Annotated in this window: 19 protein-coding genes and 1 pseudogene; 15 read left to right on the forward strand and 5 right to left on the reverse strand. The window is 71.0% G+C overall.

Going from position 1 to position 17,811, the window contains the following annotated elements; translation table 11 throughout:
• The first annotated feature begins 14 nt into the window (after positions 1 to 14).
• Genes AOK03_RS30745 through AOK03_RS30755 form a run of 3 tightly spaced genes read left to right on the forward strand, consistent with a single transcriptional unit; the run spans position 15 to position 3,449 of the window.
• Positions 15 to 1,331 (forward strand): N-acylneuraminate cytidylyltransferase, encoded by a 1,317-nt coding sequence (locus AOK03_RS30745; RefSeq protein ID WP_055568642.1) that lies wholly within the window; start codon positions 15 to 17, stop codon positions 1,329 to 1,331.
• A 13-nt stretch (positions 1,332 to 1,344) separates the two neighbouring features.
• Complete coding sequence (locus AOK03_RS30750; protein ID WP_055568643.1) at positions 1,345 to 2,298, forward strand: N-acetylneuraminate synthase family protein; 954 nt, start codon at positions 1,345 to 1,347, stop codon at positions 2,296 to 2,298.
• A gap of 38 nt (positions 2,299 to 2,336) precedes the next feature.
• The gene (locus AOK03_RS30755; protein WP_055568644.1) at positions 2,337 to 3,449 is read left to right on the forward strand and encodes a hypothetical protein; all 1,113 of its coding nucleotides are present in this window, start codon (positions 2,337 to 2,339) and stop codon (positions 3,447 to 3,449) included.
• 3 nt (positions 3,450 to 3,452) lie between these two features.
• On the opposite strand, the gene AOK03_RS30760 is transcribed toward AOK03_RS30755, so the two are convergent.
• Both AOK03_RS30760 and AOK03_RS30765 read right to left on the reverse strand, forming a co-directional pair.
• Positions 3,453 to 3,905 (reverse strand): protein-tyrosine phosphatase family protein, encoded by a 453-nt coding sequence (locus AOK03_RS30760; RefSeq protein WP_055568645.1) that lies wholly within the window; start codon positions 3,903 to 3,905, stop codon positions 3,453 to 3,455.
• Positions 3,906 to 3,984: 79 nt separating this feature from the next.
• Entirely contained in the window at positions 3,985 to 4,389 is a 405-nt protein-coding gene (locus AOK03_RS30765; protein ID WP_055568646.1) for a peptidoglycan-binding domain-containing protein, read from the reverse strand.
• A 248-nt stretch (positions 4,390 to 4,637) separates the two neighbouring features.
• Between AOK03_RS30765 and AOK03_RS30770 the strand changes: the two genes are divergently transcribed.
• Positions 4,638 to 5,666 carry an AraC-like ligand-binding domain-containing protein gene (locus AOK03_RS30770; protein WP_244177816.1) on the forward strand — a complete coding sequence of 343 codons (1,029 nt, stop codon included), beginning with the start codon at positions 4,638 to 4,640 and terminating at the stop codon, positions 5,664 to 5,666.
• Here the strand turns inward: AOK03_RS30770 and AOK03_RS30775 are convergent.
• The 3 genes and pseudogenes from AOK03_RS30775 to AOK03_RS42840 all read right to left on the reverse strand — a co-directional run bounded on the left by AOK03_RS30775 (position 5,648) and on the right by AOK03_RS42840 (position 6,708).
• Entirely contained in the window at positions 5,648 to 6,049 is a 402-nt protein-coding gene (locus tag AOK03_RS30775; protein WP_055568647.1) for a hypothetical protein, read from the reverse strand. The two genes, AOK03_RS30770 and AOK03_RS30775, sit on opposite strands and share 19 nt — an antisense overlap.
• Before the next feature lie 156 nt (positions 6,050 to 6,205).
• Positions 6,206 to 6,556, reverse strand: a pseudogene (locus tag AOK03_RS30780) (MFS transporter); the annotation flags it as partial.
• A gap of 14 nt (positions 6,557 to 6,570) precedes the next feature.
• Positions 6,571 to 6,708 (reverse strand): hypothetical protein, encoded by a 138-nt coding sequence (locus tag AOK03_RS42840; protein WP_157869122.1) that lies wholly within the window; start codon positions 6,706 to 6,708, stop codon positions 6,571 to 6,573.
• 114 nt (positions 6,709 to 6,822) lie between these two features.
• Here AOK03_RS42840 and AOK03_RS44365 point away from each other — a divergent pair, with 114 nt between their 5' ends.
• From AOK03_RS44365 to AOK03_RS30835, 11 genes are all read left to right on the forward strand, one after another.
• Positions 6,823 to 7,110, forward strand: a complete 288-nt coding sequence (locus AOK03_RS44365) for a LysR family transcriptional regulator (protein ID WP_244177817.1) — start codon at positions 6,823 to 6,825, stop codon at positions 7,108 to 7,110.
• Between the two features lie 493 nt (positions 7,111 to 7,603).
• Positions 7,604 to 8,164 carry a cysteine hydrolase family protein gene (locus AOK03_RS30790; protein ID WP_055568649.1) on the forward strand — a complete coding sequence of 187 codons (561 nt, stop codon included), beginning with the start codon at positions 7,604 to 7,606 and terminating at the stop codon, positions 8,162 to 8,164.
• A complete protein-coding gene (locus AOK03_RS30795) occupies positions 8,161 to 8,556 on the forward strand; it encodes a GNAT family N-acetyltransferase (protein ID WP_055568650.1) in 396 nt (131 codons plus the stop codon). The genes AOK03_RS30790 and AOK03_RS30795 overlap by 4 nt, the downstream gene beginning before the upstream one ends.
• A 148-nt stretch (positions 8,557 to 8,704) precedes the next feature.
• Positions 8,705 to 9,226, forward strand: coding sequence for a hypothetical protein (locus AOK03_RS30800; protein ID WP_055568651.1), 522 nt, complete (start codon positions 8,705 to 8,707; stop codon positions 9,224 to 9,226).
• A gap of 131 nt (positions 9,227 to 9,357) precedes the next feature.
• Positions 9,358 to 10,602 (forward strand): M20 family metallopeptidase, encoded by a 1,245-nt coding sequence (locus AOK03_RS30805; protein ID WP_055568652.1) that lies wholly within the window; start codon positions 9,358 to 9,360, stop codon positions 10,600 to 10,602.
• Positions 10,603 to 10,746: 144 nt separating this feature from the next.
• On the forward strand, positions 10,747 to 11,841 hold the full coding sequence (locus tag AOK03_RS30810; protein ID WP_055568653.1) for a BMP family lipoprotein: 1,095 nt from the start codon (positions 10,747 to 10,749) through the stop codon (positions 11,839 to 11,841).
• A gap of 231 nt (positions 11,842 to 12,072) precedes the next feature.
• Complete coding sequence (locus AOK03_RS30815; RefSeq protein WP_055568654.1) at positions 12,073 to 13,125, forward strand: BMP family lipoprotein; 1,053 nt, start codon at positions 12,073 to 12,075, stop codon at positions 13,123 to 13,125.
• 244 nt (positions 13,126 to 13,369) lie between these two features.
• Positions 13,370 to 14,980: an ABC transporter ATP-binding protein gene (locus tag AOK03_RS30820; RefSeq protein ID WP_079075049.1), complete on the forward strand. Its 1,611-nt coding sequence runs from the start codon at positions 13,370 to 13,372 to the stop codon at positions 14,978 to 14,980.
• Positions 14,977 to 16,116: an ABC transporter permease gene (locus AOK03_RS30825; protein WP_055568656.1), complete on the forward strand. Its 1,140-nt coding sequence runs from the start codon at positions 14,977 to 14,979 to the stop codon at positions 16,114 to 16,116. Before AOK03_RS30820 ends, AOK03_RS30825 begins: the two co-directional genes overlap by 4 nt.
• Positions 16,113 to 17,375, forward strand: a complete 1,263-nt coding sequence (locus AOK03_RS30830) for an ABC transporter permease (protein ID WP_055568657.1) — start codon at positions 16,113 to 16,115, stop codon at positions 17,373 to 17,375. Before AOK03_RS30825 ends, AOK03_RS30830 begins: the two co-directional genes overlap by 4 nt.
• Complete coding sequence (locus AOK03_RS30835) at positions 17,372 to 17,773, forward strand: cytidine deaminase (protein ID WP_079075050.1); 402 nt, start codon at positions 17,372 to 17,374, stop codon at positions 17,771 to 17,773. The genes AOK03_RS30830 and AOK03_RS30835 overlap by 4 nt, the downstream gene beginning before the upstream one ends.
• Positions 17,774 to 17,811: the final 38 nt, after the last annotated feature.

Below are 17,811 nucleotides of genomic sequence, written 5' to 3' on the forward strand. Positions count from 1 at the left end.
CCCAAGGAGCCCCCATGCCCCACCTCGACCCGGCGGGCGCACCGGCCCGCCGCGTGCTCGCCGTCATCCCCGCCCGCGGCGGCTCCAAGGGCGTGCCCGCCAAGAACCTCGCCCCGGTCGGCGGCGTGCCGCTGGTGGCCCGCGCCATCCGCGAGTGCCTGGCCGCCCGGCTCGTCACCGACGTCGTCGTCTCCACGGACGACCACGTGATCGCCGAGGCCGCCCGGCACGCCGGTGCCGAAGTGGTGCTGCGCCCCGCCGCGATCGCCGGGGACACCGCGACCAGCGAGGCCGCCGTGCTGCACGCGATGGACGCCCACGAGGCGCTGCACGGCGTGACCGTGGACGTCGTCCTGCTCGTGCAGTGCACCAGCCCCTTCCTCACCCACGAGGACGTCGACGGGGTGGCCTCGGCGGTCGCCGAGCACGGCGCCGACACGGCCGTCACGGTGGCGCCCTTCCACGGCTTCATCTGGCGCGACGCGGCCGACGACGCCACGGACGAGGGCGCGGCCCTGGACGCACGCCGCACCGACTCCGTGGGCGGCACGGCGACCCTCGCCAACTCCACGCAGACGCGCGGCGGTTACGGCGTCAACCACGACAAGTCCTTCCGCCCGCGCCGCCAGGACCGCCCCCAGGACCTCCTGGAGACGGGCGCCGCCTACGCCATGGACGCGGCGGGCTTCCGCGCCGAGAAGCACCGTTTCTTCGGCCGCACCGAGCCGGTCCGCACCGACCCGGCGCGCGTCCTGGAGGTCGACGACCCGCACGACCTCGCCCGCGCCCGCGCGCTCGCCCCCCTCTTCGACGCGGCCCGCCCCGAAGGCGACGCCGCCCTCCCGACCGCCGCCGACATCGACGCGGTCGTCCTCGACTTCGACGGCACCCAGACCGACGACAGGGTGCTGATCGACTCCGAGGGACGGGAGTTCGTCTCCGTGCACCGCGGGGACGGCCTCGGCATCGCGGCCCTCCGCAGGAGCGGCCTCGACATGCTGATCCTGTCCACGGAACAGAACCCGGTCGTCGCCGCGCGCGCCAGGAAGCTGAAGCTTCCCGTGCTGCACGGCATCGACCGGAAAGACCTCGCACTGAAGCAGTGGTGCGAGGAGCAGGGCATCGCTCCCGAGCGCGTGCTCTACGTCGGCAACGACGTCAATGACCTCCCGTGCTTCGCCCTCGTGGGCTGGCCCGTGGCGGTCGCGAGCGCCCACGACGTCGTACGCGGCGCCGCACGCGCGGTCACCACCGTCCCCGGTGGTGAGGGCGCGATCCGAGAGATCGCCACCTGGATCCTCGGCCCCTCTCTCGACTCCCTCCACAGTTAAGGAATTTCCTCCCATGAGCAACATCACCTCCATCGGCGCCAACTCCCGCCTCCGCAGCTTCGGTTCGAAGACGGCCGGTCCCGGTCAGCCCGTGTACATCACCGGTGAGATCGGCATCAACCACAACGGCGACCTGGAGAACGCGTTCGCGCTCATCGACGTGGCCGCCGACGCCGGCTGCGACGCGGTGAAGTTCCAGAAGCGCACCCCGGAGATCTGCACCCCGCGCGACCAGTGGGACATCGAGCGCGACACCCCCTGGGGCCGCATGACGTACATCGACTACCGCCACCGCGTGGAGTTCGGCGAGTCCGAGTACCAGGCCATCAGCGAGCACTGCGCCAAGCGCGGCATCGACTGGTTCGCCTCCCCGTGGGACACCGAGGCCGTCGCCTTCCTGGAGAAGTTCGACCTGCCCGCCCACAAGGTCGCCTCCGCCTCGCTCACCGACGACGAGCTGCTCCGCGCCCTGCGCGCCACGGGCCGCACGATCATCCTCTCGACCGGCATGTCGACCCCGAAGCAGATCCGCCACGCGGTCGAGGTCCTCGGCAGCGACAACATCCTGATGTGCCACGCCACGTCGACGTACCCGGCGCAGGCGGAGGAGCTCAACCTCCGCGTCATCAACACCCTCCAGGCCGAGTACCCGAACGTCCCGATCGGCTACTCCGGTCACGAGACGGGCCTGCAGACGACGCTCGCCGCCGTCGCCCTCGGCGCCACCTTCGTCGAGCGCCACATCACCCTCGACCGCGCCATGTGGGGCTCGGACCAGGCCGCGTCGGTGGAGCCCCAGGGCCTCACGCGCCTCGTCCGCGACATCCGCACCATCGAGGCGTCCCTCGGTGACGGCGTCAAGAAGGTCTACGAGTCCGAGCTCGGCCCGATGAAGAAGCTGCGCCGCGTCGCGGGCGTCGTGGCCGAGGCCGAGACCGCCGCGGACGCCGAGCCGGTCGCGGTCTGAACACGCGGGCCGCATTAACGGGAGACGGACACACGACGATGAGCCCCCGAGTCGGCCGAGCCGCCGACACCACAGCCGCCCCGGGCGGGTCGGCGGAGTCCACGCTCGCCTTCGTGGAGAGCCCGGTCCAGCTGCTGAACGTCCTGGAGTGGGCGCACGCCGCGGATGCGACCGGCCCGACCGGGGGCCTCACCGTCGTCGTCCTCTCCCCGAACGACCCCATGACGCGGGGCCAGTTGCGCCGCATGGCACAGCTCGCCCGCGACGAGGGCGTCGAGGTCCGCTGGGAGGAGGCGCGCGGCGGCGCGTCGGCACCCTTCCACACCGTCGGCGGCCTCGCGGGCGCCCTGCGCAGGGCCGACCGGGTCGTCATCGGCGACCCGTTCTCGCGCTACGTACAGCTCCTGCTCACGATCACCCGGGCCCGCTCCCTGGTCGTCGTCGACGACGGCACGGCCACGATGGAGTTCATCGCGCAGCTGGCCCGCGGCGAGCGCCTGCAGCGCTGGCACCGCAAGGGCGGCCGCCCGGGGCCCCGCGACCTCGTCTTCGCGCCCGTCTCGGCCTCCGCGCGGCGCCGCCTCACACCCGGCGGGACGCGCACCGTCGAGGTCTTCTCCGCCATGCCGATCGACAGCGCGCCGGACGGCGTGCGGGTCACGGTCAACGCCTTCTCCTGGACCCGGGAGCGCTTCGGCCCGCCCCGCATCACACGCGGCTCCGACCTGGTCGGCACGTCCCTGGTGGAGACGGGGGTGGTCGACCCGGACCGCTACATCGAAGCGGTCATCGCCCTCTCCCGCGCCCACGGCGCCACCCGCTACTTCGCCCACCGCCGCGAGAGCGCCGAGAAGCTCCACCGGCTCGCGGTCGAGACGGGCCTCCAGGTGGTCCGCCCGGACCTCCCCCTGGAACTCATCGCCCGCCGCGGCCCCATCGGCCGTACGATCCTCAGCTTCCCCTCGACCGTCGTCCACACCCTGCCCCTGGCCCTTGCGGGCACGGAGGTCAAGGTGGCGGTCTGCGACATCGACCCGGCCTGGCTCACGGAGACGGCGTCGCCGCGCGCCCAGGGCTTCCTGTCCGGCGTCACGGGGACGGCACGGGACGTGCACCGCCTCACCTCGGTGCGGCACACGGCGCCGGCGTAGCGGCTACGGGGCGAAGCGCCGGACGTACCGGCGCTGCCAGGGCGTCTCCACCGCATGCCGGTCGTAGTGCGTACGCACAAAGGAGACGGCCTCCGCCGCGGGCACCCCGTCGAGCACGGCGACGCAGGCGAGGGCCGTCCCGGTCCGGCCACGCCCGCCCCCGCAGGCGACCTCGACCCGCTCGCCCGCCGACCGCTCCCACACCTCGCGCAGCACCTTCCGCGCGAGCTCCCGGTCGGCGGGCAGCCGGAAGTCCGGCCACGGCAACCACCTTGCTTCCCACGGCACTTCGGGAGGCCGCTTGCCGAGCAGATAGACGCCGAGGCCGGGCGCGTCCCCCTTGGGCAGCGGGCGCCGGAGCCCGCGCCCCCTGACAAGCCGCCCGGAGGGCAGCCGCAGGACGCCGGGGGCGGTGGCGTGCCAGGCGGATGTCGTCGTCCCGCGGTCGTCGGTCATGGCCGGTGGGTCTCCCCGTGGTGTTCCGTCGGTGGACGTCCCAGTCTCGCGCCCGGCCCCTCCCGGCGTACAGCGGTTCTCAGACGGCGGTCCGCAGCCACTGCCAGGTCTTGGGCCCGACGATGCCGTCGGCGGCCAGGCCCCAGGAGCGCTGGAACTTCTTCACACCAGCCCGGGTGTCCTTGCCGAACACCCCGTCGACGGCGACGTAGACGGAGTGGAAGCGGAGCAGCGCCTGGATCTCCTTGACCTTCTTGCCCCGGTCGCCGTAGTCGGCATAGGTGTTCAGGAGGTCGTAGCCGCAGTACATGCCGATGCCGCCCCACCACTCGCAGTAGGCCGCGGCGGACGGCGACCCGGTGGACGGTGACTCGGAGCGCGGGGCCGGGGCGGCGGCCGAAGCGGTGGCGGCCAGCCCGGTGACGGCGGTCGCGGCCATGATTCCCGTGGCCAGGGCGGCTAAGGACTTGCGTGCGACGTGCATGAGAACTCCTCGGGACGGGGCGCCGTGCGGCGCCGCCATGAACGGACCCGATTCACGCTAGGGTTCCGGCCGCTACCGCGCGTCCAGCAGGAGTGTGACGCGCGCCTGCACCCAGGGGTGCAGCGGGTCAACCCCTGCCGTAGGCCTACCGCGTGCGGTTGACGCGGAACCGCCTTCCGTGTGCCACGGGATCGGCGAAGAGTGCTTCGTGACCACTGAGCAACACCACGGGGATGACGGGGAAGTGCATGTTCACTGTGCTGGACACCGTTTGTTTGGCGCCGGGCGAGAAGACGACCGGATGGGCGGAGATCACCGCGCAGGCCTTGGTGACGACCCGCTTCCGTTTCCCGGACCCCGAGAGGTTCGAAGCGCGGATGGGGGCCATGGAGCTGGGACCGGTGCAGCTGTCGGCGATCTCGTACGCGCAGCTGGTCTCGTCCCGCACTTCGCGACTGATACGCCAGTCGGACCCCGAGCTGTACCAGATCGGTGTCATCACCTCAGGGCGGCAGGGCATAGAACAGGCACGGCACAGCACCCTCGTGACGCCCGGTGAGATCGTTCTGTACGACAGCTCCCGTCCGTTCGTGGCATCGGCCGAGGGGCCGGGCAGTTGCAGCTCGCTGCTCCTCCAGTTCCCACGGAGCCTCATGCCTCTGCCCGACGGGTTGGTCGCCCCCTTGTGCGGGACGTCCCTGGGAGTGGCCGAGGGCGTGGGGCAGGTGCTGCGGCAGAGCCTGGAGAGCCTGGCGCAGGCGGGTGACGACCTGACCGCCGGTGACCGGCAGAGGCTCGGCACGATCGTCCTCGACCTGGCGGCGGCCGCCGTCGCCGGGCGCGTCGACCGGACGTCGGCGCTGCCTCCGGAGAGCCGCAGCGAGGCGCTGTACCAGCAGATCACGGGCTTCATCGGCCGCCATCTGCGCGATCCCGGGCTCAAGCCATCCGCGGTCGCGGCGGCGCACAGCATCTCCGTGCGCGTACTGCACCGCGTCTTCCAGACCCGTGGGACCACCGTGAACGGATACATCCGGCAGGAACGGATCGCGCGCTGCCGCCGGGACCTCGCGGACCCCCTGCTGCACGCCACACCCGTCAGCTCGATCGGCGCACGCTGGGGCTACCCGCGGCCCTCCGACTTCACCCGAGCCTTCCGCACCGCGACCGGGATGGCCCCCACCGAGTACCGGAGCGCTCAGCGACACGCCGTTCGAGGGACGGCCCACCGGGGCCGCCCCTCGTCAGCCGGCGAGGGTCAGCAGGCGTCGATGTAGCGGATGCCCGCCCAGTTGCCGGAGGGGTCGCCGTAGGGGGCACCCGGGGTCGTGTAGACGAGCTGCTTGTTGGCGTTGTACATCTTGGCCTTGGTGCCGCTGGACTGGTTGTTGTACCAGGAACCGCCGGTCCTGGCCGCGATCTGCTGCAGGTAGCAGTCCTTGAACTTGAAGGCCAGACGCGTGTAGTTCGCTCCCGCGTAGCCGCAGAAGTAGTACTTCGGACAGTCGGCGGGCGCCGCCGTGATGCGGGCGCCCGAACCCTGCTGACCGGTGGCCGAGTCGGTGGCCTGGGCAGTGCCGGCGGTCGCCGTCATGGCGAGCAGGGCACCCGTCACGAGGGCGGTGCGGCGCAGTCGGGTGCGGATGGTCGGGTGGCTCATCGGTCTCTCCCCTTCAGGTTCGTCCGGTGCGTTCCTTGGGTGTCACCGGACGCGGCACCCACGCTTCCCGAACCCCCGGGGGAAGTCCTTAGCGTCCAGTGCCCCGTCCTTGGCGCACAGCGCCGTGGTGGGCCGGGGCGCGGGGGAAGAGGGCGTTCAGCGCGGTGCGGGGACGTCGGCGGGGGCGCGGTTCCCGGCGGGAGCGTGGCTCTCGGCCAGCCCGCGCGACGACGCCACCACCGGCGTCCCCCGCCTCGTCCGCAGCCCGAACGCGCTGATCAGTGCGGCGAGCAGGGCGGCGGCCAGGGGGACCCACAGGGCGGCCCGGTAGCCGTCCAGGAGTGCGGACGGGGAACTCGACGCGGTGGCGGTGACGTTGACCGCCGTGACCGTCGGCAGGCCGAGCGCGGCGCCGAACTGGAAGGACGTGTGGAGGAGCGCACCGGCCGGGCCCTGCTCCTCCTCGGCCACGCCTTCCGTGGCCACGATGGTGAGCGGGCCGTACGCGGGCGGGTTCACGATCACGGCCGCCATGAGCCGGTGGACAGGCCGAGGTCGGCCCGGATGGAGGGGAGGGCGACGTTGAGCATCGCGACGTCGATGCCCTCCGGGAAGATGCCGGTGAGGGATCGTCGGGGGCTCGGGCGCGTGAGGCGCAAGGTTCTGACTCATGCCGCCACCCTCGGCCGGGGCCCGGGGGCGGAACAACGGCGATCATCGCAACGTTCGTTCAGCCAGGCTGACCGATCCGCAACGACCTGGGGGGCACGTCGATGGAGCGTGACGAACTGGAGCGCTTTCTGCTGCTCGCGGAGGAGCTGCACTTCGGCCGCACCGCGGAGCGCATGCGGCTGTCCCGGGCCAGGGCGAGCCAGCTCGTGCAGCGCCTCGAACGCCGCGTCGGCGCCCCGCTGTTCATCCACAGCAGCCGCCGCGTCGGCCTCGCCGCGCTCGGCCGTCAGCTACGGGCCGACCTCGAACCGCACCACCGCACCACCGCGCCATCGACTCCGTGCTGCACGTGGGCTTCGCCAACCCCCTCACCGGCGAGATCGTCATGAAGGGGACGGAGGCCCTGCGCGGCAGCCCCCCCGGGCCTCACCGTGGAGGTCTGCGAGGCGCCGCTCGGCGATCCGTACGGGCAGCCGCGCAAGGGCGAGTCCGACGTGCAGCTCACCGAATTCCCGGTACGGGAGGACGACCTGGCGGACGTCCCCCTCCTCACCATCGCGGGCCCGGTACCCGACTACTGGCTGGACCACCACGTCCCCTCCCGCACCCCGAGCGGCCGCCCGATCGGCCGCGGCCCGGGGCGCGCTCCCGGCACCGGCCCACACAGTCACGTACTTCGCCCGCCCCGGCGTCGCGTACGTCCCCTTCGCCGACGCGGAGCCGACCGGCTACGGCCTGGTCCGGCGGCCGGGTCACGAGACGGGGCGGTGGCGGCGTTCGCACGGACGGCACGCGAAGTCACGGGAGGACGAATGACTGCAGGACAAATGACCGCAGGGCAGTGACCGCATGACAACCCGACACGGCCGGAAGGACGGCAGCATGGCGAACAGCGCACTCCTGGTGATGGACATCCAACGGGACGTCGTCGCGCTCGCGGACGACGGTTGCGGCTATCTGCCGCGGCTGCGCACGGCGATCGACGGCGCACGGGCGGCGGGCATCCCCGTGATCTACGTGGTGATGGGGCTGCGCCCGGACCTGCCGGACGTCGCCCCGCCCACCAGAATCGTCCGCAACGTCGTGGAGGCGGGGCTGTTCACCGAGGGCGCCCACGGCAGCGGGATCCATCCCGACGTGGCGCCCCTGCCCGGCGAGGCCGTGGTGACCAAGCGGCGGGGGAGCGCGTTCTCGGGCAGCGACATGGACCTGGTGCTCCGGGCCCACGACGTCGACGGCCTCGTCCTCGCGGGCATCGCCACCAGCGGCGTGGTCCTGCACACGGCGTGCCGCGCGAACGACATGGACCTGCCCCTGACGATCCTGTCGGACGCCTGCCTCGACCTCGACCCCGAACTGCACAGCACCCTCGTCGAAAAGCTGTTCCCCCAATGGGCGGAGGTCACCACGGCCGGGGCCTGGGCGGAGTCGGTCGCCCGATGATCACGTACTCGTGGCGGGGCGACTTCGCGGACCCCGAGGTCAACGCCCTGCACGCCGAGGGCTTCGGGCACCCGGTGCTGGACATCGGATGGCGCGAGCAGCTGCACCGGCACAGCCTCGGATGGGTGTGCGCGCGGGACGCCGCCGGTGAACTGGCCGGATTCGTCAACGTCGCCTGGGACGGCGGCGTGCACGCCTTCCTCCTCGACACCGTCGTGGCCGGGCGCTCCCGGCGGCAGGGCGTCGGGACCGGACTCGTCGCCCGTGCCGTGCGGGGCGCGCGCGAGGCCCGCTGCGAGTGGCTGCACGTCGACTTCGACGACGAGCACCGCGGCTTCTACCGGGAGGCGTGCGGGTTCCGGGGGACGGACGCGGGGCTGATCGCCCTCTGAACCGCGCGGGGCCGATCGCCCTTCGAGCCACGCGGGGCCGGTCGCCCTCCGAACCGCGGAGGGATGAGCGGCGCCTCCCCCGTCCGACTGACCCGGATCGGCCCGAGCGGCGACGTGCGGGGCCCCGCACGGCGGCAGCATCGCACCCATGCTGAAAGTCGCCGCTCTTCCCGACGTCCCCCGCTGGGCCGTCCTCGCCGCACACGCCGTGCCGCTCGCCACGCTGCCCTCGGGACTCTGGCGGGTGGCGCTGGTCGCCGGGCTGCCCGTAACCGCCGAGCCCCAGCGGGGCGCCGGCGAGGCCGCGTACATCCTCATGCTGAGCCTCGTCTCCGAGGGCCTCGCGCTGCTGACGCTCGGGCTTGTGCGAGGGTGGGGAGAGGTCGTGCCGGGGTGGCTGCCCGTCATCGGGGGACGGCCCGTGCGGCCGCTCGCCGCCGTCGTCCCCGCCGTGCTCGGCGCCACCGGGCTCTTCGCGATCATGGGCTGGGCGTTCTACGCGCAGGCCGCGGGCCTGGGCGAGGGGCAGGGCGTCACCGACAGTGCGGCCCAGACCGCCGTCCTGATCGGGTGCTACGCGCCGTTGCCGGCCTGGCCGCTCCTGCTCGTGGCGGTGACAGTGGCCTATTACAGGCGCCGGACCGTCCCCGCATCCCCCTTGGCGGCCTAAAAGTTTACCCAGTGCGACCAATGGTCATGCGCCACGCGGCCACGAATTCTTCCCCTATCGGGCTGAACTTTTGTTGATCGTGGGTCAGTTGGCCCCACCGTCGCCTTACCCTTCACAGGGTGAACCATTTGATGTCCCGCGAGTCCGAAGCCGAGCCGGGAGCCGAGTCCGCCCCCGCGGAAGCACTGCCCGGCGCGCTGCCCGAAGCGCTGCGCGCCGAACTGATCACCTTCCGCCGTGACTTGCACATGCACCCCGAGCTGGGCAATCAGGAGTTCCGTACGACCGCGGCCCTCAAGGCCCGGCTCGAGGAGGCGGGCCTGGAGCCCCGTGTGCTCGCCACCGGCACGGGGCTCATCTGTGACATCGGTGAGCACCCGGCGGCCGGGCGCGGCGTGCGGCCCATGCTGGCCCTGCGCGCCGACATCGACGCGCTGCCCATCCCGGACACCAAGCTCGGCGTTCCGTACCGCTCCACGGTCCCCGACCGCGCCCACGCCTGCGGGCACGACGTGCACACCACCGTCGTCCTGGGCGCCGGGCTCGTCCTCGCCGATCTCGCGAAGAAGGGCCAACTGCCCTTTCCGGTCCGGTTGATCTTCCAGCCCGCCGAGGAGGTCCTGCCCGGCGGCGCGACCGACGCCATCGAGTCGGGCGCCCTCCAGGGGGTCGGCAGGATCATCGCCGTGCACTGCGACCCCCGGGTCGACGCGGGCCGCATCGGCCTGCGGCACGGCCCCATCACCTCCGCCTGCGACCGCCTGGAGGTCTCGCTCGACGGGCCCGGCGGACACACCGCGCGGCCGCACCTCACCACGGACCTCGTCACCGCCGCCGCCAAGGTCGCCACCGAGGTCCCCGCCCTGGTCTCCCGCCGGGCCGACGCCCGCTCCGGGCTCGCCGTGACCTGGGGCCGCATCGAGTCGGGCCACGCCTGCAACGTCATCCCGCAGCACGCCGAGCTCTCCGGGACCGTGCGCTGCCTCGACCTCGACGCCTGGCGGGACGCGCCCGACCTGGTGCACGGCGCCGTCCAGGAGGTCGCCGACCTCTACCGCGCCAAGTCCGAGATCAACTACATCCGAGGCGTGCCGCCCGTCGTCAACGACGCCCTGGTCACCGAGCTGCTGCGGGACGCGATGAGCGAGCGGCGCGGCCCGCACTCCGTCGAGGGCACCGAGCAGAGCCTGGGCGGCGAGGACTTCTCCTGGTACCTGGAGCACGTGCCCGGCGCCATGGCCAGGCTCGGCGTGCGCAGGCCGGGGGAGCGCACCGTGCGCGATCTCCACCAGGGCGACTTCGACGTCGACGAGACGGCGATCACGGCAGGGGTGGAACTCTTCACCGCCGCCGCCCTGTTGGATGCGATGCGTTAGGGGCGCGACGGAGGCGACGTACGGAACAAAAGCACGAAGAGGTAACGGCACTGCGAAAACCCGTTCCCCTCCCTTTCTACGCGCGTTAATGTGCGCCGAAATCAGCGCCGTCCGCGGCGCGTTGGCGATCAAGGGGTGCTTCCTGTGCGTCGTCTCTCTTCGAAATCTCGGAAATCTCGCGCCACTCACATCACCGCGGCACTCGCTGTCCTCGTCCTCGCGGCGGCAGGCTGCGGAAAGACCAGCAACGAGGCCTCGCAGGACGACGCGGACAACGGATCCGCGGGCTCGTCGTACAAGGGCAAGGGCATCGGACTGGCGTACGACATCGGCGGGCAGGGAGACCAGTCCTTCAACGACGCCGCCTATGCGGGTTACAAGAAGGCCCGCGAGGAGTTCAAGATCGGCGGCGTGGACATGGAGCCGGGGGACGGCGAGTCCAGCGCCGACAAGATCCAGCGCCTCGAACAGCTCGCCAAGCAGGGGTACGACCCGGTCATCGGGGTCGGCTTCGTCTACGCGCCCGCGGTGGAGGCCGCCGCCAAGAAGTTCCCCGAGACCACCTTCGGGATCATCGACGACAACACCGTGAAGGCGGACAACGTCGCCGACCTCGTCTTCCACGAGGAACAGGGCTCCTATCTGGCGGGCGTGGCCGCGGCGAAGACGAGCAAGGCCAAGCACGTCGGATTCGTGGGAGGCGTGGACATTCCGCTCATCCACAAATTCGAGGCCGGATTCGTGCAGGGCGTGAAATCCATCGACCCCAAGATCAAAATTGAGAAGCGGTATCTGACCGAGAAGCCCGAGGAGGGCGGATTCTCCAGCCCGGACAAGGGGCAGAACGCGGCGAGCGGGCAGATCGAGGCCGGCGCGGACGTGATCTACCACGCGGCGGGACTCTCCGGCCAGGGCGTCATCCAGGAGGCCGGCTCGCAGAAGAAGTGGGCCATCGGGGTCGACTCGGACCAGTACAAGCAGAAGGCCCTCGCCAAGTACAAGGACTACATCCTCGGCTCGGCGTTCAAGGACGTCGGCGGCGCGGTGTACGACCTGACCGAGTCGGTCGTCGAGGGCAAGCCCATGCGGGGCGAGCAGCGCTACGACCTGAAGTCCGGCCGCGTCGGCTTCTCCGACTCGAACCCGAGGTACAAGGCGATGAAGGACGTCGTCGCCGCCGTGGAGAAGGCCGAGAAGGACATCGCCGACGGGAAGGTCGAGGTGAAGATCGTTCCGTAGCGCACGGTCCGGGACGTTTTACGTAGTACTGCGTGTGGCGACTGGGCGCCCCCTGTGAAGGGGGCGCCCACCCGTCGTTCGGCGCCCCGACATCCGGTGGCCACAGCTCGATAACGGAGCGGACAGAAGGGTTCTTATGTCAGGTCTACGCGCGTTACGCTGCGGCGAAATCAGCGCCAGGTGAGGCGCTCGTACGTGCTTGTGCTTGCTTGTACTAAGGAGTTCGTCTCTATGCGCCGGGTGTCTCGAATTGCTGTCGCGGGCGCCGCGACCGCCGCTCTTGCCGTAACCGTCTCCGCCTGTGGTGGCACGTCCAGCGACGCCGCCTCCAGCAAGGACGACAAGAACAAGGGCGTCGCCATCGCCTACGACGTCGGCGGCGCCGGCGACCAGTCGTTCAACGACGCCGCGACCGTCGGCATGAAGAAGGCCGCCGCGGAGTTCAAGACCGGCGAGAAGGCCGTAGAGCCGGTCGACGGCGAGTCGGACGCCGACAAGACGCAGCGCCTGACGCAGCTGGCCAAGCAGGGCTACAACCCGGTCATCGGCGTCGGCTACGCGTACGCGCCCGCCATCAAGGAGGTCTCGGAGAAGTTCCCGAAGACCACCTTCGGCATCGTCGACGACGAGACGGTCAAGGCCGACAACGTCTCCGACCTGGTCTTCAGCGAGCAGGAGGCGTCCTACCTCGCGGGCGTCGTGGCCGCCAAGGCCACCAAGTCCAAGACCGTCGGCTTCGTCGGCGGCGTGGACGTCCCGCTGATCCACAAGTTCGAGGCCGGCTTCGCGCAGGGCGTCAAGGACACGAACCCCAAGGTCAAGGTCGTCAAGCAGTACCTGACCGAGAAGGCCGAGGACGGCGGCTTCTCCAGCCCCGACAAGGGCAAGACCGCCGCGCAGGGCCAGATCGAGAAGGGCGCCGACGTGGTCTACCACGCCGCGGGCCTCTCCGGTCAGGGCGTCATCGAGGCCGCCGCCGCCAAGAAGGTCTGGGCGATCGGCGTCGACTCCGACCAGTACAAGCAGGACGCCCTCGCCAAGTACAAGAAGTACATCCTGACGTCGGCGACCAAGGACGTCGCGGGCTCGGTCTACAACCTGGCGAAGGCCGTCGAGGACGGCAACGCCAAGGGCGGCGTCGTCCGTGCCGACCTCGCCTCCGGCGGTGTCGCGCTCGCCGACTCGAACCCCGAGTTCCAGAAGATGAAGGATGTCCAGGACGCCCTGAAGAAGGCCGAAGAGGGCATCAAGGGCGGCAAGATCAAGGTCAAGACCGCTCCGTAAGGCGCGGCCGCCTTGCCGACTGCCGTAACGGCAGCGTGATTCTCGTGCAACGGGGTGTGGGGGACGATGGTTCACCCGCGCCCCGTTCGCGCGGACCCATCCTCGACTCCCCACGGCAGCGGGGGAGTCGGGAACCGGGGAATTTCAGACCAGGGAAATTCGCCGACAGCAGGGGCACTGCGCGCGTAGGCGGCCCCTTTCCCTCAGGCCCTTCAGGCCTTCCGGCCCCCGAGGAGAGTGCGCCATCGACGCGTCCACCAGCCCTCCGCCCACCGACAAGGCGCCAACCGCCGCCGGTGGCACCGCCGTTGAGCTCAGCGGCATCACCAAGCGCTTCCCGGGTGTCGTGGCCAACCACGACATCCACCTGACCGTCCGCAAGGGCACCGTGCACGCCCTCGTCGGCGAGAACGGTGCGGGCAAGTCGACCCTGATGAAGATCCTCTACGGCATGCAGAAGCCGGACGAGGGCACCATCACCGTCGACGGCGAGCAGGTCACCTTCGGCAGCCCCGCGGACGCCATCGTCCGCGGCATCGGCATGGTGCACCAGCACTTCATGCTCGCCGACCAGCTCACCGTCCTGGAGAACATCGTCCTCGGCAGCGAGAAGCTGCACGGCATCGGCGGCGCGGCCCGCCGCCGGATAGCCGAGATCTCCGAGCGCTACGGCCTCGGCGTGCGCCCCGACGCGTACGTGGAGGACCTCGGCGTCGCCGACCGGCAGCGCGTGGAGATCCTCAAGGTCCTCTACCGCGGCGCCACCACGCTGATCCTCGACGAGCCGACGGCCGTGCTCGTGCCGCAGGAGGTCGACGCGCTCTTCGACAACCTGCGCGAGCTCAAGTCCGAGGGTCTGTCCGTCATCTTCATCTCGCACAAGCTGGGTGAAGTCCTCTCCGTCGCCGACGACATCACCGTCATCCGGCGCGGCACGACGGTCGGCACGGCGATCCCGTCCCAGACGACGCCCCGTCAGCTCGCCGAGCTGATGGTGGGCAGCGAACTGCCCACCCCCGAGACGGCGGAGTCCACGGTCACCGACCGCGCGATGATCGAGGTCGAGAGCCTCAAGCTGCTCGCCGACGGCGAGTCGGGGCGCGCACTGCTGGACGACATCTCCTTCACGATCCACGAGGGCGAAGTCCTCGGCATCGCGGGTGTCGAGGGCAACGGCCAGACCGAGCTGATCGACGCGCTCATCGGCCTCAAGCACGCCGACTCCGGCGTGATCCGCATGGCGGGCGAGGACATCACCGGCACGGCGACCCGCAAGCGCCGCGAGGACGGCATCGGTTACATCCCCGAGGACCGCCACCGCCACGGACTCCTCCTGGAGTCCCCGCTGTGGGAGAACCGCATCCTCGGCCACGTCACCGAGAAGCCCAACGCGCGAGGCTTCTGGCTGGACCCCAAGGGCGCCCAGGCCGACACCCGCCGCATCGTCGAGGAGTACGACGTCCGTACGCCCGGCATCGACGTGACGGCCGCCTCCCTGTCCGGCGGCAACCAGCAGAAGCTGATCGTCGGCCGCGAGATGAGCCACAAGCCGCGCTTCCTGATCGCCGCCCACCCCACCCGCGGTGTGGACGTCGGCGCGCAGTCGCAGATCTGGGACCAGATCCGCGAGGCCCGCCGCGAGGGCCTGGCCGTGCTGCTGATCTCCGCCGACCTGGACGAGCTGATCGGCCTCTCCGACACCCTCCGCGTGATCTACCGCGGAAGGTTCGTCGCGGACGCCGACCCGGCCACCATCACGCCCGAGGAGCTGGGGTCGGCGATGACGGGTGCCGCCTCCGGTCACCTGGAACACGTCGAGTCCGGTGACGGCTCCGAGGAGGACGAGACCCGATGAAGAAGTTCGACAAGGAGCGCGTGCTCCTCGCGGTGGCCGGACCGGTCATCGCGCTGATCGCGGCCGTGGCCCTGACCTCGGTCGTGCTGCTCGCCTCGGGCAAGAGCCCGATCGAGCCGTACAGCCTGATGCTGGAGCAGGCCACGTTCTCCGACGTGCAGGTCCTGATCCTCAATCAGGCCGGCATGTACTACCTGGCGGCGCTCGCGGTGGCCATCGGCTTCCGCATGAACCTGTTCAACATCGGTGTGGACGGCCAGTACCGGCTCGCCGCGATGGTGACCGCCGTCGTCGGCACGCACCTCGCGCTGCCGTCGTTCCTGCAGATCCCCGTGCTCATGGTGGTCGCCATGCTCACCGGCGCCTTCTGGGCCGGTATCGCGGGCGTCCTCAAGACCACGCGCGGCGTCAGCGAGGTGGTCGCCACGATCATGCTCAACGCCATCGCGACGAGCGTCATCGCCTACCTCACCCTCACCGAGAACTTCGGCGTCCCGGTCGGCAACAACCAGACCACCGGCGTGATGGAGAAGTCCGGCTGGTTCCCCGGCATCGAGGTGGCGGGCGGCGAGATCTACGGCTTCGTGATCATCTCGGTGCTCGCGGGCGTCCTGTACTGGCTGGTCCTCAACCGCACCCGGTTCGGCTTCGACCTGCGCGCCACCGGCGCCTCCGAGTCGGCCGCCGCGGCCAGCGGTGTCAACGCCAAGCGCATGGTGCTCAGCGCGATGCTGATCTCCGGCGCGGTCTCGGGCCTCGCGGGCCTGCCGATCCTGCTCGGCGACACCCACACCTACAGCCTCTCCTTCCCCGCGGGCCTCGGCTTCACCGCCATCGGCATCGCGCTGCTCGGCCGCAACAACCCCGTCGGCATCGCCTTCGCGGCGCTGCTGTGGGCCTTCCTCGACAAGGCCTCGCCCGCCCTCGACTACGCCCAGCCGGAGGCGTACGACAAGGAGATCGCGGTGATCATGCAGGGCCTCATCGTGATCGCGGTCGTCGTCTCCTACGAGGAGGTACGCCGCTGGGGTCTGCGCCGCCAGCAGCGCCGCGTCGGTGAGGAACTGGCCGCCGCCGCGCGCGCGAGCGGCAACAACGGCAACAACGACTCCGTGAAGGAGGTGGCTGCCCGATGAGCTCGGCAACCGTCGCCAAGCCCCCGGCCAAGCAGCCCGCGCCGGGCCGCCGCCGCATCTCGCTCCCCGTCCTCCTGCTGGTCATCGCGGGCGTCCTGGTGCTGACCTCCGTGGTCCGCCTGGTCACCGGAGCCGACGGCATCACGTCCACCGGACAGATGTCGACGGCCCTCAAGCTCGCCGTGCCGATCGGCCTCGCCGGTCTCGGCGGCCTCTGGGCCGAGCGCGCGGGCGTCGTCAACATCGGCCTCGAAGGCATGCTGATCCTCGGCACTTGGTTCGGCGCCTGGGCCGGTTTCCAGTGGGGCCCCTGGGTGGGCGTCCTGTTCGGCATCGTCGGCGGCGCGCTCGGCGGCCTGCTGCACGCGATCGTCACGATCACGTTCAACGTCAACCACATCGTCTCCGGTGTGGCCCTGAACATCCTCGCCCTGGGCGCCACCCGGTACCTCTCCACCTTCGCCTTCGAGGGCGAGGAGGGCGGTACGTCGAAGCAGTCGCCGCCCGTCGAGTCGCTCGGCAACTTCTCCGTGCCGGGCCTCTCCGACTGGCTGATGGACCTCAACGACAAGCACTGGTTCCTGGTCTCCGACCTCGCGGGCCTGATCGGCGGTCTGATCACCGACCTGTCGCCGCTCACCGTGGTCGCGGTCGCGATGGTCCCGCTGAGCTGGTGGATCCTGTGGCGCACGTCGTTCGGTCTGCGGCTGCGCTCCTGCGGCGAGAACCCGATCGCGGCGGAGTCGCTCGGCGTGAACGTCTACAAGTACAAGTACCTGGCCGTGGTCATCTCCGGCGGCCTCGCCGGACTCGGCGGCGCCTTCCTCTCGCTGGTCGCCTCCAACATCTACCTGGAGGGCCAGACCGGCGGCCGCGGCTACATCGGCCTCGCCGCGATGATCTTCGGCAACTGGATGCCGGGCGGACTCGCGCTCGGCGCGGGCCTGTTCGGTTACACCGACAGCCTGAAGCTCCGGGGTGGCGGCACGAACGTCCACGCGCTGCTCCTGCTCATCGCGATCCTGCTGGTCATCGGCGCGATCTACCTCGTGTGGCGCAAGCGGATCGTCCCCGCGGCGATCACCGCGGCCGTCTCCGCGCTGATGTTCCTGTGGTACGGCTTGACCGACGAGGTGCCCAACCAGGTCGTCACCGCCACTCCGTACGTGGTGACCCTGCTGGTCCTCTCGCTCTCCGCCCAGCGGCTCCGGATGCCGAAGGCGGACGGAATGCCGTACCGGAAGGGGCAGGGCAAGTGACGACCGCTGCCGCGGAGACCGACTGGGACACCCTGCGGGAGGCCGCGCGCGAGGCGATGTCCCGTGCGTACGCGCCCTACTCGGGCTTCCCGGTCGGCGCCGCGGCCCTGGTCGACGACGGCAGGACCGTCTCCGGCTGCAACGTGGAGAACGCCTCGTACGGCCTCGGTCTGTGCGCCGAGTGCGGCCTGGTCTCGCAGCTCCAGCTGACCGGCGGCGGCCGCCTCACCCACTTCACGTGCGTGGACGGCAAGGGCGAGATCCTGATGCCGTGCGGCCGCTGCCGCCAGCTCCTGTACGAGTTCGGCGGCGCGGAGCTCCTCCTGGAGACGTCGTCGGGCGTGCGGTCGCTGGGCGACATGCTCCCCGACGCGTTCGGACCGCAGCACCTCAACTGACGGACGGCCCCGCCCCCTTGGAGATCCAGGGTGCGGGG

It is taken from the genome of Streptomyces atriruber, assembly GCF_001418325.1.
GTDB lineage: Bacteria > Actinomycetota > Actinomycetes > Streptomycetales > Streptomycetaceae > Streptomyces > Streptomyces atriruber.

Excerpts from the sequence above, each read along its gene's own strand:
- AOK03_RS30760 (WP_055568645.1), bottom strand. The coding sequence starts at position 3,905 with ATGACCGACGACCGCGGGACGACGACATCCGCCTGGCACGCCACCGCC.
- AOK03_RS30750 (WP_055568643.1), top strand. The coding sequence starts at position 1,345 with ATGAGCAACATCACCTCCATCGGCGCCAACTCCCGCCTCCGCAGCTTC.
- AOK03_RS44365 (WP_244177817.1), top strand. The coding sequence starts at position 6,823 with ATGGAGCGTGACGAACTGGAGCGCTTTCTGCTGCTCGCGGAGGAGCTG.
- AOK03_RS30795 (WP_055568650.1), top strand. The coding sequence starts at position 8,161 with ATGATCACGTACTCGTGGCGGGGCGACTTCGCGGACCCCGAGGTCAAC.
- AOK03_RS30755 (WP_055568644.1), top strand. The coding sequence starts at position 2,337 with ATGAGCCCCCGAGTCGGCCGAGCCGCCGACACCACAGCCGCCCCGGGC.
- AOK03_RS30775 (WP_055568647.1), bottom strand. The coding sequence starts at position 6,049 with ATGAGCCACCCGACCATCCGCACCCGACTGCGCCGCACCGCCCTCGTG.
- AOK03_RS30800 (WP_055568651.1), top strand. The coding sequence starts at position 8,705 with ATGCTGAAAGTCGCCGCTCTTCCCGACGTCCCCCGCTGGGCCGTCCTC.
- AOK03_RS30765 (WP_055568646.1), bottom strand. The coding sequence starts at position 4,389 with ATGCACGTCGCACGCAAGTCCTTAGCCGCCCTGGCCACGGGAATCATG.
- AOK03_RS30830 (WP_055568657.1), top strand. The coding sequence starts at position 16,113 with ATGAGCTCGGCAACCGTCGCCAAGCCCCCGGCCAAGCAGCCCGCGCCG.
- AOK03_RS30770 (WP_244177816.1), top strand. The coding sequence starts at position 4,638 with ATGTTCACTGTGCTGGACACCGTTTGTTTGGCGCCGGGCGAGAAGACG.
- AOK03_RS30805 (WP_055568652.1), top strand. The coding sequence starts at position 9,358 with ATGTCCCGCGAGTCCGAAGCCGAGCCGGGAGCCGAGTCCGCCCCCGCG.
- AOK03_RS30745 (WP_055568642.1), top strand. The coding sequence starts at position 15 with ATGCCCCACCTCGACCCGGCGGGCGCACCGGCCCGCCGCGTGCTCGCC.
- AOK03_RS30825 (WP_055568656.1), top strand. The coding sequence starts at position 14,977 with ATGAAGAAGTTCGACAAGGAGCGCGTGCTCCTCGCGGTGGCCGGACCG.
- AOK03_RS30790 (WP_055568649.1), top strand. The coding sequence starts at position 7,604 with ATGGCGAACAGCGCACTCCTGGTGATGGACATCCAACGGGACGTCGTC.
- AOK03_RS30815 (WP_055568654.1), top strand. The coding sequence starts at position 12,073 with ATGCGCCGGGTGTCTCGAATTGCTGTCGCGGGCGCCGCGACCGCCGCT.